Origin of the sequence: Nocardia sp. NPDC056000, assembly GCF_042269265.1 — a bacterium.
Lineage (GTDB): Bacteria > Actinomycetota > Actinomycetes > Mycobacteriales > Mycobacteriaceae > Nocardia.
In genome coordinates this window covers 730,935-745,517 of sequence record NZ_JBHJXS010000002.1, presented here as the reverse complement: position 1 = coordinate 745,517, position 14,583 = coordinate 730,935, and the positions used below count along the sequence as shown (strand labels likewise).

Annotated in this window: 14 protein-coding genes; 4 read left to right on the top strand and 10 right to left on the bottom strand. The window is 68.5% G+C overall.

Features of this window, described 5'->3' with window-relative positions:
• Nucleotides 1–40: 40 nt before the first annotated feature.
• The 3 genes from tsaE to dapA are packed head-to-tail and all read right to left on the bottom strand — an operon-like array spanning nt 41 to nt 2,589.
• On the bottom strand, nt 41–493 hold the full coding sequence (gene tsaE, locus ACFC4D_RS08030; protein WP_364640656.1) for a tRNA (adenosine(37)-N6)-threonylcarbamoyltransferase complex ATPase subunit type 1 TsaE: 453 nt from the start codon (nt 491–493) through the stop codon (nt 41–43).
• Nucleotides 490–1,635, bottom strand: coding sequence for an alanine racemase (gene alr / locus ACFC4D_RS08025; protein ID WP_376062263.1), 1,146 nt, complete (start codon nt 1,633–1,635; stop codon nt 490–492). The genes tsaE and alr overlap by 4 nt, the downstream gene beginning before the upstream one ends.
• 60 nt (nt 1,636–1,695) lie before the next feature.
• Nucleotides 1,696–2,589: a 4-hydroxy-tetrahydrodipicolinate synthase gene (gene dapA, locus ACFC4D_RS08020; protein ID WP_376062189.1), complete on the bottom strand. Its 894-nt coding sequence runs from the start codon at nt 2,587–2,589 to the stop codon at nt 1,696–1,698.
• 70 nt (nt 2,590–2,659) lie between these two features.
• Here dapA and ACFC4D_RS08015 point away from each other — a divergent pair, with 70 nt between their 5' ends.
• On the top strand, nt 2,660–3,547 hold the full coding sequence (locus tag ACFC4D_RS08015) for a LysR substrate-binding domain-containing protein (protein WP_376062188.1): 888 nt from the start codon (nt 2,660–2,662) through the stop codon (nt 3,545–3,547).
• A gap of 34 nt (nt 3,548–3,581) precedes the next feature.
• On the opposite strand, the gene ACFC4D_RS08010 is transcribed toward ACFC4D_RS08015, so the two are convergent.
• Nucleotides 3,582–4,673: an amidohydrolase family protein gene (locus ACFC4D_RS08010; protein WP_376062187.1), complete on the bottom strand. Its 1,092-nt coding sequence runs from the start codon at nt 4,671–4,673 to the stop codon at nt 3,582–3,584.
• Between the two features lie 43 nt (nt 4,674–4,716).
• On the bottom strand, nt 4,717–6,150 hold the full coding sequence (locus tag ACFC4D_RS08005; RefSeq protein WP_376062262.1) for an NAD(P)H-hydrate dehydratase: 1,434 nt from the start codon (nt 6,148–6,150) through the stop codon (nt 4,717–4,719).
• A 184-nt stretch (nt 6,151–6,334) separates the two neighbouring features.
• Here ACFC4D_RS08005 and ACFC4D_RS08000 point away from each other — a divergent pair, with 184 nt between their 5' ends.
• Nucleotides 6,335–6,754 carry a cupredoxin family copper-binding protein gene (locus ACFC4D_RS08000; RefSeq protein WP_376062186.1) on the top strand — a complete coding sequence of 140 codons (420 nt, stop codon included), beginning with the start codon at nt 6,335–6,337 and terminating at the stop codon, nt 6,752–6,754.
• Between the two features lie 56 nt (nt 6,755–6,810).
• Here ACFC4D_RS08000 and glmS read toward each other — a convergent pair whose 3' ends face one another.
• Complete coding sequence (glmS, locus tag ACFC4D_RS07995) at nt 6,811–8,679, bottom strand: glutamine--fructose-6-phosphate transaminase (isomerizing) (RefSeq protein WP_376062185.1); 1,869 nt, start codon at nt 8,677–8,679, stop codon at nt 6,811–6,813.
• A gap of 101 nt (nt 8,680–8,780) precedes the next feature.
• Between glmS and ACFC4D_RS07990 the strand changes: the two genes are divergently transcribed.
• Nucleotides 8,781–9,644: a dienelactone hydrolase family protein gene (locus ACFC4D_RS07990; protein WP_375963265.1), complete on the top strand. Its 864-nt coding sequence runs from the start codon at nt 8,781–8,783 to the stop codon at nt 9,642–9,644.
• Nucleotides 9,645–9,790: 146 nt separating this feature from the next.
• Here the strand turns inward: ACFC4D_RS07990 and ACFC4D_RS07985 are convergent, their stop codons facing one another.
• The 4 genes from ACFC4D_RS07985 to ACFC4D_RS07970 form a co-directional block, all read right to left on the bottom strand.
• Nucleotides 9,791–11,776 (bottom strand): hypothetical protein, encoded by a 1,986-nt coding sequence (locus tag ACFC4D_RS07985; protein ID WP_376062184.1) that lies wholly within the window; start codon nt 11,774–11,776, stop codon nt 9,791–9,793.
• Nucleotides 11,773–12,087, bottom strand: coding sequence for a hypothetical protein (locus ACFC4D_RS07980; RefSeq protein ID WP_375963259.1), 315 nt, complete (start codon nt 12,085–12,087; stop codon nt 11,773–11,775). Before ACFC4D_RS07980 ends, ACFC4D_RS07985 begins: the two co-directional genes overlap by 4 nt.
• A gap of 30 nt (nt 12,088–12,117) precedes the next feature.
• Nucleotides 12,118–12,426, bottom strand: a complete 309-nt coding sequence (locus tag ACFC4D_RS07975) for a DUF6802 family protein (RefSeq protein WP_364640684.1) — start codon at nt 12,424–12,426, stop codon at nt 12,118–12,120.
• Nucleotides 12,427–12,548: 122 nt separating this feature from the next.
• Complete coding sequence (locus ACFC4D_RS07970) at nt 12,549–12,743, bottom strand: PspC domain-containing protein (protein WP_364640687.1); 195 nt, start codon at nt 12,741–12,743, stop codon at nt 12,549–12,551.
• Nucleotides 12,744–12,859: 116 nt separating this feature from the next.
• On the opposite strand from ACFC4D_RS07970, the gene ACFC4D_RS07965 reads away from it, so the two are divergent.
• On the top strand, nt 12,860–14,500 hold the full coding sequence (locus ACFC4D_RS07965; protein WP_375963255.1) for an ABC-F family ATP-binding cassette domain-containing protein: 1,641 nt from the start codon (nt 12,860–12,862) through the stop codon (nt 14,498–14,500).
• Nucleotides 14,501–14,583: the final 83 nt, after the last annotated feature.

The following is a 14,583-nucleotide window of genomic DNA, read 5'->3' as shown; positions in this document are numbered from 1 at the left end:
GGGTGGTCGAGGCCACTCGACCCGGTGTGCGGCCCGCGCGCTAGTTGGCGGACACCCACTCCCATTCGGCGGTGCGGATGTCGGAGTCGAATTCGCGGCGGAGCAGGACGCGGAGGTGGCGGTCGGCCAGGTGCTCGACCACGCCGAGACCCCATTCGACGACCACCACGGCATCGTGCAGGTCGGTGTCCAGGTCGAGGGCGTCGAGTTCGTCGAGGTCACCGCCGAGGCGGTAGGCGTCCACGTGCACCAGGGCGATGGAGGTGGGGTCGTCGCCGGCGCGATGCTGGCGGGCGATGATGAAAGTCGGTGAGCTGACCCGGCCCTGGACGCCGAGCCCGGCGGCGATGCCGCGGGTGAGTGCGGTCTTGCCCGCGCCGAGCGGTCCATCGAGGATGACCAGATCGCCGGGCTGCAATTGCGCGGCGAGTTCGCGGCCGAGGGCTTCGGTGTCCTCGACGGTGGGCAGGGTGCGCATACCGGGTGCGGTCATCGGACGCCGCCGATGTAGGTGCGGACGACGCGGCCGCGTGGGGCGCAGACGATTTCGTAGTTGATGGTGCCGAGCAGGTCGGCCCATTCCTGGGCGTGTGGGACGCCCGCGTCGCCGCCGAAGAGGATGGCGGGATCGCCTTCGCGGACCCCGGCCGCGTTGTCGCCGAGGTCGACGACGAACTGATCCATGCAGATGCGGCCGATATTGGGTCTGCGTTCCCCGCCGAGCCAGACGTCGAAGCGGCCGCTCAGCGGGCGCGGCACGCCGTCGGCATAACCGGCGGGGATGAGGGCGACGGTGGTGTCGTGCGGGGCGATCCACTGATGGCCGTAGGAGACGCCTTCACCGGCGGCGACCTGTTTCACCAGGGCGACCCGGGCGCGCAGGGTCATGGCCGGGCGCAGGCCGAAATCGGAGATCTCCGGGATCGGGGACAGTCCGTAGACGGCGATGCCGGGGCGGACCATATCGAAGGCCAGGTCCGGGCGGGTGAGGGCGGCGGCGGAATTGGCCAGGTGCACCAATTCCGGTTGCAGCCCGTGCTCTTTCGCGGTCGCGATGGCTTCGAGGAAGCGGTCGCGCTGCATATCGATGCCCGGGTGATCGGGGGTGTCGGCGTGCGCGAGATGGGAGAAGATGGCGCGGAATCGGACCGTCCGATCGTCGACCAGTTCGCGGAGCAGGGTCAGGACCCGCGGATACTCGGCCGGGGCGATGCCATTGCGGTTCAGTCCGGTATCGACCTTGAGCGAGAGGATCGCCGTGCGGTCCAGTGCGCGGGCGGCCGCGGCGACGGCCTCCAATTGCGCCGTATCCGAGACCGCGATCTCGATATCGGCGGCGATGGCGCTCGCGTAATCGGAGTCGAAGGTGTTGAGCCAGCACAGGATCGGCGCGGTGATCCCGGCGGCGCGCAGTTTCAGCGCCTCTTCGATGGTGGTGACGCCGATTTCGCGCGCACCCGCGGCCAGCGCGGCCGCGGCGACCTCGATCGCGCCGTGGTTGTACCCGTCCGCCTTCACCACCACCATGACCGCCGCGTCCCCGGCGTGCTCGGCCACGATGCGCACGTTGTGGGCGATGGCGGCTAGGTCGACGACGGTCTCCACCTGCGGATCGGGCTTGTTCACGCCCCCGATCCTGCCATCCCGGGCGGCGCGACACCCGTCACACCCGGCATCGTGAGCGGGGCGCGGCGCTCAGATCGCGTGCGGGGCGTAGGTGGACTCGAGTGCGGTGAGGGCGGCGGCGACGGCGGTATCGCCGGCGGGGAGCAGCGGGAGGCGAACTGCGGGGGTGGGGATGCGGCCCTGGGCGGCCAGCACTCCTTTGAGGACAGTGGGATTGGGTTCGGCGAAGAGGGCGGAGGCGAGCGGGGCCAGGGTGTTGCCGATGCGACGGGCGCGGTCGAGGGGGCCGGTACGCCAGGCCGAGACCAGTTCGGCGTAGGCGGCGGGGGCGATATTCGCGCAGGCCAGAATGGCTCCGGTGGCGCCGAGGGCGAGCAGGGGCGCGGCGTACAGGTCGTCACCGGCCAGCACCGCGGTGTCATCGGCGGCCCGGCTCATGAAGGCGATGGTCTCGTCGTCGATTCCCCCGGCGGTGTATTTGAAGCCCGCGACATTCGGCAATTCGGCCAGGCGGCACAGGGTTTCGGCGCTCAGGGTGCGGCCGGTGCGGTACGGGATGTGGTAGATCACCAGCGGGACCGGACTGGCGGCGGCGAGCTGCCGGAAGTGTTCCAGCACACCGGCTTCGGAGGGGCGCAGGTAGTACGGCACCACGGTGAGGGCGGCGGTGACCCGCGGGTCGAGTTCGGCGAGCGCGCGCGTCGAGGTCGCGGTGACATTCGATCCGGCGGCGGCGATGAGCGGAACCTGACGTTCGGCGCAGACATTCGCGCAGATGTCCAGGACGCGGCGGCGCTCGTCCTCGGTGAGCAGATCGGGTTCCCCGGTGGTGCCGAGTGCGACGATTCCGGTCGCCCCCGCGTCGAGGACCTCGTGCGCGAGCCCCTCCAGTGCGGTCGCGGCCACGGCTCCGGTGGCGGTGAACGGGGTGACAAGCGGCACGAACAACCCGGTGAGTGTCATGCCATCAGCCTGGTCGCGCTGGACCGTCACGTCCATTTCATGTTTCTGCCGCCGAGCATAAGCTGTACTGATGCTGGATCTACGTCGCCTGCGCCTGCTGCGCGAACTCGCGCACCGCAAAACCATCGCGGCCGTAGCCGAGGCGCTGTCCTACACCCCGTCCGCGGTCTCGCAGCAGCTCACGGCACTGGAGCGGGAAACCGGGGTGCCACTGCTGGAACGCACCGGCCGCAGCGTCACCCTCACCCCCGCCGCCCTGCGCCTGGTCGAGCACACCGAGACCATTCTGGCCACGGTCACCCAGGCGACGGCCGAATTGGCAACGGCCCGAACCGAACTCACCGGAACCCTGCGCATCGGCGCTTTCCCCACCGCGGTCCGCACCATCCTGTCCCCCGCCCTGGTGACCCTCAGCCGCGCCCACCCGCACTTGGAACTGCTTGTCACAGAACTGGATCCGGCCGCCGCCCCCGCCGCCCTGCGCGCCGAAACCCTGGATATCGCCCTGGTCCAGGAATACGACTACGTCCCGATGGATCCCGAACCCGGCCTGGACACCGAACCGCTACTCACCGAAACCGTCCACCTGGCCGTGCCCGCCACCGCAGCCGAAGGAACAGCTGAACCTCTTGTCGCGCAGCGTGATTCCTCGTGGATTGCCAGCACTCCGGGCACGCTGTGCCACGCCATGACGGTTCGGGCCTGCCGCGCGGCCGGATTCACCCCGCGCATCCGTCATCACGCCGATGATTTCGGCGCGGTGCTGGCCTTGGTCGCCGCCGGTCAGGGCGTGGCGCTGGTGCCGGATCTGGGCTTGTCATTCGTCCCGCCCGGCATCATCCTCACGCCCCTGCCGACGCACCGCCGCACCCGCCTGGCCTACCGGCGCGGCGCGGCGGATCACCCCATCGTCGCGGCCGGGCGAGCGGCCGTGCACCTGGCCGTTCAATCTATGTGAGCGTGGGCGCGGTGCACGCATGGCACTCGATCGGTCAGAGATCATCGGCAACCGGGTGTTCGACACCGCCGCACCAGATTCCGCGTATCGCGCGGGTCGCGCGGATGTCGGCGACCGGGTCACCGTCGAGCAGCACCAGGTCGGCGCGCATACCCGGTGCGATGACACCGCGATCGGTGAGTCCGAAGTGCCGGGCGGGCAGTGCCGTCGCCGCATTGAGGGCGTCAATGGTCGAAAGACCCGCGCGCACAAGCAATTCCAGTTCGTGATGCAGGCTCCGTCCGGGTTCCGGATGGAAGGGCACCCCCGGCGTGCGGTTGGCGTCGGTACCCGCGAGGATCGGAACCCCCGCCGCGTGCAGCGCGCCGACGCTGGTCAGCGCGGCGGCGAAAGCGGGTGCGACGCCGAACAGTTCGGCACAGCCCTCCATCATGGTCAGGGTCGGGACCACGATGTGCCCTCCCGCCGCCATCCGCTCGATCTCACCGTCGGACAGCACCGCGCCCATCGGGATGTGGGTGAGGATATCGACCCCGCAGTCCACCGCCAGCGTGTACGCCCCGGGAGTCGAGGTGTGCGCGATCACCAGCAGATTCCGCGCATGCGCCTCCGCCACAACGGCTTTCGCACTGCGCGCGTCGGGCCCGCCTTCGCCCGGGGCCTCCAGGATCAGCTTGATGTAGTCCGAGCCGTCTGCAACGCGCTGCGCCACCATCGCCTCGGCGTCCTCGGGACCGCGAATCACCGCGACGTCGGCGACACCGGGCACCTGTGCGTGCACACCGGCGGATCCGATAATCGGCACACCCGCACTGCGCAGGGTCGCCACACCGGTCTGTGCGCGCAGTGCGGCAATCAACTCGGACTGGAGCGAGCCCATTTCGAGTCCGGTCGTAACACCGTGCGCTGCCAGCTGATTGAGCACATTCAGTTCGTCCAGGTGCACATGCGCGTCGATGAATCCGGGCACGAGCACAGCGCCGTCGGCATCGACTACCTCCGCCCCCGTGGCATCAACGCCGATTACCGAGCCGTCGATCACCACCGTGGCCGGTGCCCCGACCTTCGTACCATCGAAAACCCGGACATTACGCAGCGCGATCTTGCGATTCACATTCCCTCCCATGGCCCAAACCTAGAACGCGTTTCAGCAATGGGCAATCGGACGATCAGCGGTCGGACAGCTCGCGCAGGGTGCCGATGGCCGCGCGGATGTGGTGCAGCAGCGGGGATGCCGAGATCGGAGCGCCCGCAACGGTGTTCGCGTGTGCGGCGAGATTAGCGGCGAGAGCGTGGACTCGCGCAGCCGCGGCGGCGGACCAGGTGGGGTCGTGGCCCGAGGCGAGCAGGGCGGCGATGACGCCGGAGAGGATATCGCCCGCACCGGCGGTGGCCGCCCAGGAGCCGCCCGCCTCATTGACCAGAACGGGGTGGCCGGGGGTGGCGATCAGGGTGGCTCGGCCTTTGAGCAGGACTGTCACCTGCCATGAGTCGGAGAGTTTGCGAACCGCGGCCACCCGGTCGGGCGCGGGGTCGGAGCCGGTGAGGCGGGCGAATTCACCCGCGTGCGGGGTGAGGACGGTAGGTGCGCGGCGTGCGCTCAGCAGGCCCGGGTCAGCGGCGAGCAGGGTGAGACCGTCGGCGTCCACCACGACGGGCAGATCGGTGTCGAGGACTTCGGCGAGGCGGTCGCGGGCGTCGGCATCGGTGCCCGCGCCGGGGCCGAAGACCCAGGACTGGACTCGTCCGGTTTCCGAAATAGAAGGTGCGGCAACGACTTCCGGGAAGTGTTCGAGCACCTGCGGCGAGCCGGTTCCGGCGTAGCGGACCATGCCGGAGGTGGCGGCCACCGCGCCGCCGGTGCACAGGATCGCAGCTCCCGGATACTTGGCGCTGCCCGCGCAGACGCCCGTGACTCCCTGGGTGTATTTGTCGTCGGTGGCGTGCGGGACCGGCCAGGACGCTCCGATCGACTCCGGTTCCAGCGCTGCGAGATTCGGATCGGGGAGTCGTAACCCGATGGGCACCAGTTCGATTCGACCGCAGTAGGGAGCCGCGAGCGCGTGTACCGGCTTGTACGCCCCGAAGGCCACCGTGACATCGGCTCGGACGGCGGGACCCGCGACGACGCCGGTATCGGCATCCACGCCACTGGGCAGATCCGCCGCGATGATCGGAACATCGACTCCCGAAACAAGTTTCGCGGCTTCCGGCCGGAGCGGTCCGCGCCCGGAGATGCCGACGATTCCGTCGATGACAAGAGCGGGCGTTCCGATATCGGAGCGAATTCGCCCGCCCGCCTTCCGCAGCGCGGGGAGCCCCGCCGCGTGCGCCCGTTCCGGCGAGAGCAGTACCGCGTCCACCGCGACGCCTCGCCGCCGCAGGAATGACCCGGCCCACAGCGCATCCCCGCCATTGTCACCGGATCCGACGAGCAGCGTCACCGCCCGTCCGGCCACTCCCCCGGTCCGTTCGCGCAATTCCCGCAGCACCACCTCGGCGAGCCCGAAAGCCGCACGGCGCATGGGCATTCCCTCCGGCACGCGAGTGAACAGCTCCGCTTCCGCGGCTCGCACCTCATCGGCCGTGTAGTACCCGCGCAGTGCCGGACCGGTCATCGTTCGCCTCCCGCAACCGAGATTCGCGGGCTAGCCCCGCCTGCCTACGACGTACGCAGACTACGCCGAGCGGGAGAACGGCAGCATGACCCGCCGGGCGGTTCGGTCATTTCCGGGCGGGCGACCACCTGCGAATTGCCCGCAAATCGTGGCGGTTACGCTGGCTGGCATGCCTATCCGCCGCCCCTCGCCCGCCCGTGTGCTGCTGCTCGTGACCGTCGTCGCGGGGGCGCTGATCGCGAGCGGCTGCGGTTCGGATTCCTCGAAGTCGGCGACGGCCACGACGACGGTGGCCACCAGCTCCGCCGCCGCGCCATCTGGTCCGCGTCAGCCCGCCGATGTGACGGTGAATGTCGCGGATATGAAGTTCTCCCCCGCCGCCCTCACCGTCAAAGCGGGCGACAAGGTCACCTGGAAGTTCGATGACAAGGCCCCGCACGCGGTGCAGGGCATCGGCGATATCGCGCTCGGTATCAACAGCCCGATCATTCGCAAGGGCGAGTGGAGTTTCACCTTCACCACGCCGGGCACCTACCGCTACCTGTGCCCGCTGCATCCGGATATGAAGGGCACGGTCACCGTCGAATAGAAGACGAACCCTCCTGGCTTTCAGGGGCTTACGCCCCTGAAATCCCTGGATTCGGGCTATTCGACGGTGACGGACTTGGCGAGGTTGCGGGGCTTGTCCACGTCGTAGCCGCGCGCCTGCGCCACCTCGGCGGCGAAGATCTGAAGCGGAACCGTCGCCAGCAAAGGCTGGAAAAGGGTTGGGGCCGCCGGGATTTCGATGAGATGGTCGGCGAAGGGACGCACGGTGTCGTCACCCTCCTCGGCGATCACGATGGTGCGCGCGCCGCGGGCCTGGATCTCGCGGATATTGCTCAGCAGCTTGGAGTGCAGCACCGCGCGGCTCTTCGGGGACGGCATGACCACGAAGACGGGCAGACCCTCTTCGATCAACGCGATGGGCCCGTGCTTGAGTTCACCCGCCGCGAAACCCTCGGCGTGGATGTACGCCAGTTCCTTGAGCTTCAGCGCGCCCTCCAGGGCGACCGGGTAGCCGACGTGACGGCCGAGGAACAGCACGGTTTCCACATGCGCGAGTTCACGGGCCAGGGCGCGGATCTGATCACCCGATTCCAATACGCGCGCCACGAGTTTCGGCATGGCCTCGAGTTCGGCGAATTCGCGCGCCACCTCATCCGGGTACTTGGTGCCGCGAGCCTGCGCGAGCGCCAGGCCGACCAGGTAGTTGGCGGTGATCTGCGCCAGGAACGCCTTGGTGGAGGCGACGCCGATCTCCGGTCCGGTGCGGGTGTAGAGCACGGCGTCGGATTCGCGGGGGATCTGCGCGCCATTGGTGTTGCAGATGGCCAGGACTCGCGCCTTCTGATCCTTGGCGTGCCGGACCGCTTCGAGCGTGTCGGCGGTCTCCCCGGATTGGGAGATGGCGACCACCAGGGTGGAGCGGTCCAGCACCGGGTCGCGGTAGCGGAATTCGCTGGCCAGCTCGACCTCGACGGGCAGCCGGGTCCAGTGTTCGATGGCGTATTTGGCGAGCAGGCCCGCGTGATACGAACTGCCGCAGGCGACTACGAACACCTTGTCGAATTCGCGCAGTTCCTGATCGGCGAGGCGCTGTTCGTCGAGCACGATGCGGCCGTCGAGGAAATGCCCGATGAGCGTGTCCGCGACACCCGCGGGCTGTTCCTCGATTTCCTTGAGCATGAAGTAGTCGTGGCCGCCCTTCTCGGCGGCGGCCAGATCCCAGTCGATGGTGAAGGGGCGGGTGCGCACGCCTTCGGTCGAGCCGTTGAAATCGGTGACGGTGTACGAGTCGGCGGTGATGACGACGGCCTGATCCTGGCCGAGCTCAACGGCTTCCCGGGTGTGTTCGATGAACGCGGTCACATCCGAGGCCAGGAACATCTCGCCCTGACCGACCCCGACCACCAGCGGGGTGGAGCGGCGAGCGGCCACGATCGTGCCGGGATGGTCGGCGTGTGTGAAGAGCAGCGTGAACGCGCCTTCGAGGCGGCGCACCACCGCGAGCGCGGAGCCGACGAAATCCCCGGCGGTATCGCCCGCGGCGTAGGCGCGCGCCACCAGGTGCACGGCGACCTCGGTATCGGTATCGCTGCCGAGTTCGATTCCGGCGTCCTCGAGTTCGCGGCGCAGTGGCGCGAAGTTCTCGATGATGCCGTTGTGCACCACCGCGACCCGCGCGGTCGCATCCCGATGCGGGTGCGCGTTGCGATCGGTCGGCGCGCCGTGTGTGGCCCAGCGGGTGTGGCCCATACCGGTGGTGCCGCCGAATCCGTCGATTCCGGTTTCGGCGAGTTCCGCCTCGAGATTGGCCAGGCGACCGGCCTTGCGTTCGACGGCGAGCCCGCCCAGGCCGTCGAGAATGGCGACTCCGGCGGAGTCGTAGCCGCGATATTCCATGCGGCGCAACGCGTCAACCACCACGCCGAGGGCATCCCTGTACCCGACGTACCCCACGATTCCGCACATGGGGGCTCAGCCTACCGAGGCCGGGGCGGTGTGCGAATCCGGATGCGCGCGGGACCGGGCGAAACGCCCCAAGCACGCGACGATCGGATAAGTTCACTCTCGTGTCGGCGTCTGTGAAATCGCTTCTGAGCACCTTGACCGCCCGCGGCCCGCATGCGGTGCTGCGCGGCAACCTCGGCATAGCCGGGCAACCGGGCGTGGTCTACACGCCCGAGAAGGGGCTCAACCTACCCGCGGTGGCATTCGGGCACGGCTGGCTGGCCGGGGCGGCGAACTATCGGCGACTGCTGGAGCATCTGGCGTCGTGGGGTTACGTCGCGGCCGCCCCGGATACCGAGCGCGGCCCGATTCCCTCGCACCTGAACCTGGCGACGGATCTGGTAACCACCCTGGACATCTGCACGGGTGTGCGGCTGGGTTCGGGCGATATCAGCGTGCATCCGGACAAGCTCGCCCTCGCCGGGCACGGTATGGGCGCGGGCGCGGCGATCATCGCCGCCTCGCAGCGCGAGGTGTCCGCGGTGGCAGCCCTCTACCCCTCCCCCACCGCCCCCTCCGGCGAGTCCCTCGCCCCCGGAATCGATGCTCCCGCACTGATCCTGGCGGGTGCCGAGGACATCGACGCGGTCAGCTCCAACGCCATCCCGCTCGGCCTGGCCTGGGGCGGCCCCGCCACCCTGCGCTCGCTGGACCGCGCCACCCACAACGGCATGGTCGAGGGCCGCCGCGCCCTGGCCGCCCTCGGCGCGGGCAAGCACGAACCCAAAACCGAACGCCTCACCCGAGCCCTCCTGGTCGGCTTCCTCAACTACACCCTCCTCGGCGACAAGAAATACAAACCCTTCGCCGACCCCGAAGCCGTCATCCCCCACACCCAAATCGTCGACCCCGAAGCCGTCGAGGAAGAACCCGCCGAGCCACAAAAACTCCCCATCCTCCAACTGGTCCAGGCCCTGCGCAAGTAGCTTCGGAGGGCCCGCTCGGCGGACGCACAGGCGGGCGCAAGCGCGGCGGCCCCGGCTGAGTAGTGGCATGCATGGCACGTCCGAAACTGCTGTGCAGGAACCCTCTTCGTCATCCCGGTTGGCGCATGAACCTTCTGGAAGCGGCACTAGTCGGCTACGTCTGGGGGAATCTCCGGTATCTCCAGGCCGGAGTCGGGGATTTCGACGGCGGTGTCTCCGTGGTTGTCGAGGGGCGGGTTGCTGTCCGGCGCGGGGTTTTCCGGGGTCGGGGCGGGCGAGTTGCTGCCGGGGGACTGGGGATCGATCGGCGGTGTGGCGACTCCGCCCGGTGGAGGTGGGGCCGCATCACTGGTTTCGGGCGGGATCCTGCCCGTTTCCGGCGAGTCGCCGTTGAGTGGCTTGCACTCCCGCTGCGGGAGTGAGTCATCGATGTTCGGTTGGTCACGGCACTCCGGATGAGGTGGCGGGCATCCAGTGTGCGGAGCTTCGGGGATGTCCGTATTCGGGGCCGGGCAGGTGCCGATGCGGGTCTGGGCATCTGGGCCGGGTGTGGATGGCTGACATCCTTCGTGCGGTGCTTGGGTTTTGGTGTCCGGTGACGTCGGGCAGGCCGGGAGCTGGGGAGGGCATTGGCCCTCGGGGTTCGGGGCGGGTGCCGGATTGTTCGGGGCGGGGTGTGTTTTGTCCGGCGGAGCGGCGTTTTCGGCCGTTCCGCAGTCCGGGTTCGTATCGGGTTGGGGTGTTGCGGGTTTCGGCGGGGCGGCTGGATCGGCAGCCGGGTGGTTTGGCTGACCAGCTGTTGAATTGTCCTGACCGTTCGGGTCCGGATTGTTCGGGTCCGGGGTGGACGGGTCGCCGGGGGTGGTCGAAGGGTGGAGGAGATCGGTCAGGGTGCTGAGGTCCAGGCCGGAGATCAGGGATTTGATGAGGTCGGTCAGGGCCGTGAGGGGGCTGGCTGATGAATCCGGGTGGTTGCCTTGGCCGGTGTGGTCGGGAGAGGTGGTGGGTTCGCTCGCGGTGGCGGGATTGGAGCGGGTGGGGGCCGCGGTACCCGGTGAGGTGGGGCCCGGCTGGGCGGGCGGGATGCTTTCGGGTGCAGCGTTATTCGGGATCGGTTGGGGCTGCGCCGCACCTTCGGGGATAGGAGCGGATTGGGGTCGGGTCGCACCGTCCGGGGGCTGCTGCGGGCTCGCGTTCAGCGACGTCTCCGGGTGGAGTTGTGGCTGCGATTGGGCTGGGACCGGCTGGGCGGCGGTGGGGGAAGGTGCGGTGCCCACCGTTGCGGAAGGTGCGGTGCCTACCGTCGCGGGTGCCGTCCCTGCGGTAGTGGTGGGGGCGGTGCTCACCGTCGCAGGAGGTACGGATCCTGCTGTGACGGGAGGCGGGACCGAGTGATTTGGTTGGGAGGGAACGGGTTCCGGAGACGGGGCGGGCGGGGTGAGGGCGGCGGGATGCGGGTAGGAGAGGTCGAGGACCTGGGTGAGGGCGCTTATGGCGGTGGCGTAGTGGGATTCGAAGGTGGTGTCGGTGGATTTGCATGCGGCGGTGAAGGTGTCGAGTTTGTGCTCGATATCGGGTTTGAAGGTGGTGGTGAGCCAGTAGGTGGCGTTATCGGCTATCAGGGTGTCGACGTCTTCGGGGGATTTGCCGTCTATCGCGAGTTTCCCTGTGCCGCTCGGTGAGTGATCGAGGAGGGCGAGGGTGAACTCGGCCTTGGTGAGAACGGCTTGGCGGAGAGGCTCGATGAGGTCGGCGAGAGCGGCGGCGGCCGTATTTGCGGCGTCGAGATCTGTTCTGGCTCGGCGCAAGTGGGCGATGAGGGTGGTTTGCGCCTCGGCACCGGCGGGGCCGGTCCACAGGGTGGGGAGCGATTGGGCGGCTGTCCATTGCGCCGACCATTGGGATTCGGCCTCGGCCAGCGCCTTCGCCAATTCGGTGGCGGCGGTGTCGAATTGGGGCAGGTTCGCGCCGCGCTGTTCGTCGTAGGCGGCTTGCAGGGCCGGGAGCGAGGCGTCGCGGTGGGCGTCGAAGGCTTTGGCGTATCTGGGCAGGAACTGTTCCCAGTACTCCAGGCCCGGCGCGCCGTAGTCGAGGATTTGGTCTGCCGATTTGCCGGTGGCGTCGAAGCTCACGGGTGCACCGCCGTGAGTTGGGCGGCGCGCTCGCGATCCATGCGGTCGTATTCGGTTGCGGCGTGGTCGAATACATCGGCGATGGCGCCCGTGGCGGTGCTCCAGTGCGCCAGGCAGGCCGCAATGCGCTCGAGGCCCGCGTGGATTGCCGCGCCCTGCGCCGCATAGTCGCGGCCCGCGTGGTCGGGGCCGAGGGGGTGTTCGGTAATGCGCCGGGATTGCCGCCCCAGCGTTTCGGCGCTGCCGCGCAATGCGGTGACGGTGGTGCGCAGGGCGTCGAGATCTACTCCGAGCGCGTTGAATCCAGGCATCGATCCCCCTCGTCGAACCCCCCGGTTCGGTTATTTGCCCAGGCGGCCTTCGTCTGTGCGGACCCACTCGCTACTGCCGTCCGGGTGGTGGTGGAACTCCCAGGCGGAGTAGTCACCCCCGCTGTCCACGACGGTGACATGGTCGGCGTAACCGTCGTGATCCAGATCAGTCCACACGTGCATGGCGTGATCGCTGGTGGTGGTCACGGTGTCGAGTAGGCCGTCGCCGTCGATATCCTGCGTGGGATGTTGTAGTTCGACGGCGCCGAGCGCACCGAGTTCGGTGTGCGAGTCGAAATTCGGCAGGTCAAGCCCCGGCAGATCACCCGATGTGACCATATGCGCTCCTCCGCGATGACGTGGTTACCATCCTGTCATCCGCGCAACACCCACGCAGCAGCTTCATACCGATTGTGGATAACTCTCAGCTGTGCACAACTCGCCCACGCGCGAAACACGCGTCAGCGCTTCGGAATCACCACCCACAGAATCAGGTACAGCACGAACTGCGGTCCGGGCAGCAGGCAGGACAGCACGAACAGGAACCGAACGAGTCCGGCGCTGATACCGAAGTATTCGGCGAGCCCGCCGCAGACTCCGGCGATCCACTTGTCCTGGCTGGAACGGGTAAGACGCTTCGTGGTCTGAGTAGTCATATCTCCACTTTCCTTGTCGCGACCCGGCCCGGCATCGGTCCCATGACCCATTCCGACCCTGAACTTCAGTAGGCCCGGAGTCAGGGTGCAACCCCGAACAGGGCACAATTGCGCAGGTGAGCACCACTCTGCATGCGCGCGGACTCGCTGCCGGACACGGCGAACGCACCCTCTTCGAAGACCTCGATCTCGTGCTGGCCCCCGGCGATGTGATCGGCCTGGTCGGGGTGAACGGCGCCGGAAAGTCCACCCTGCTGCGCATGCTGGCCGACGGGCGCGCCCCGGAAGGCGAGATCACCCTCAGCCCGCCCGACGCCACCGTCGGCTATCTGGCCCAGGAACCCGAACGCGTCGAAGGTGAGACGGTGCTGGAATTCCTGCGCCGCCGCACCGGCGTCGGCGAAGCCCAGCGCACCATGGACGAGGCCGCCGAACGCCTGGCCGACGGCGGTGAGGACGAATTCTCCCCCGCCCTGGAACGCTGGCTGGCCCTGGGCGGCGCGGATCTGGAACAGCGCGCCGACGAGATCGCCGCCGATCTCGGCCTGAGCGAGAGCCTCCCGCACGGCCTGGACACCCCCATGACGGTGCTGTCCGGCGGTCAGGCCGCCCGCGCCGGTCTGGCCTCGGTCCTGTTGTCCCGCTTCGACATTCTGCTGCTCGACGAGCCGACCAACGATCTCGATCTGAGTGGCCTGGATCGCCTGGAGCAGTTCGTCACCGGCGTCCGCGAGCCGCTCATGGTGATCAGCCACGACCGAGAGTTCCTGGCCCGCACCGTGAATCGCATCGTGGAACTGGATCTGGCGCAGCAGCAGGTTGGCGTCTACGACGGCGGCTACGAGTCCTATCTGGAGGAACGCGATATCGCCCGCAGGCACGCCCGCGAGGCGTACGACGAGTTCGCCGATACCAAGGCCGGACTCGAAGCACGCGCTGTCATGCAACGCAATTGGATGGAACACGGTGTCCGCAACGCCCGCCGCAAGGGCAAGAACGACTCCGACAAGATGGGCCGCAAAACCCGCGCCGAATCGACCGAGAAGCAGGCGTCGAAGGTCAAGCAGACGATCAAGCGCATCGAACGCCTGGACGCGGTGGAGGAGCCGCGCAAGGAGTGGGAACTGCGCATGATCATCGCCGCCGCCCCGCGCAGCGGCACGGTGGTGGCCACGCTGTCGCACGCCACCGTCACCCGCGGCGATTTCACCCTCGGCCCGATCACCCTGCAGGTCGACTACGGCGACCGCATCGTCCTCACCGGAGCCAATGGCGCGGGCAAGTCCACCCTGCTGTCCCTGCTGCTCGGAAAGACCAAGCCGGACACCGGATCCGCACACCTGGGCTCCGGCGTCGCCATCGGCGAGGTGGATCAGGCCCGCGGCCTGTTCCGCGGCACCGACACCCTCGCGGACACCTTCAGCGCCGAGATCCCGGACTGGCCCGAAGCCGAAGTCCGCACCCTGCTGGCCAAATTCGGCCTGCGCGGTCCACATGTGCTGCGCCCCAACGACACCCTCTCCCCCGGCGAGCGCACCCGCGCCGCGCTGGCGCTGTTGCAGGCCCGGGGCGTCAACCTCCTGGTCCTGGACGAGCCCACCAACCACCTGGACCTGCCCGCCATCGAGCAGCTCGAGCAGGCCGTCGAATCCTTCACCGGCACAGTGCTACTGGTGACCCACGACCGCCGCATGCTCGACAATGTCCGAGCCACCCGCCGCTGGCACCTCGACGCGGGCAAGCTCACCGAGGAATAACGACGGCGCGGCCGAATGTCGACAGCACAGCGCCCCTCGATCGAATGATCGAGGGGCGCTTATGTATTCGATCGGGACGGCGT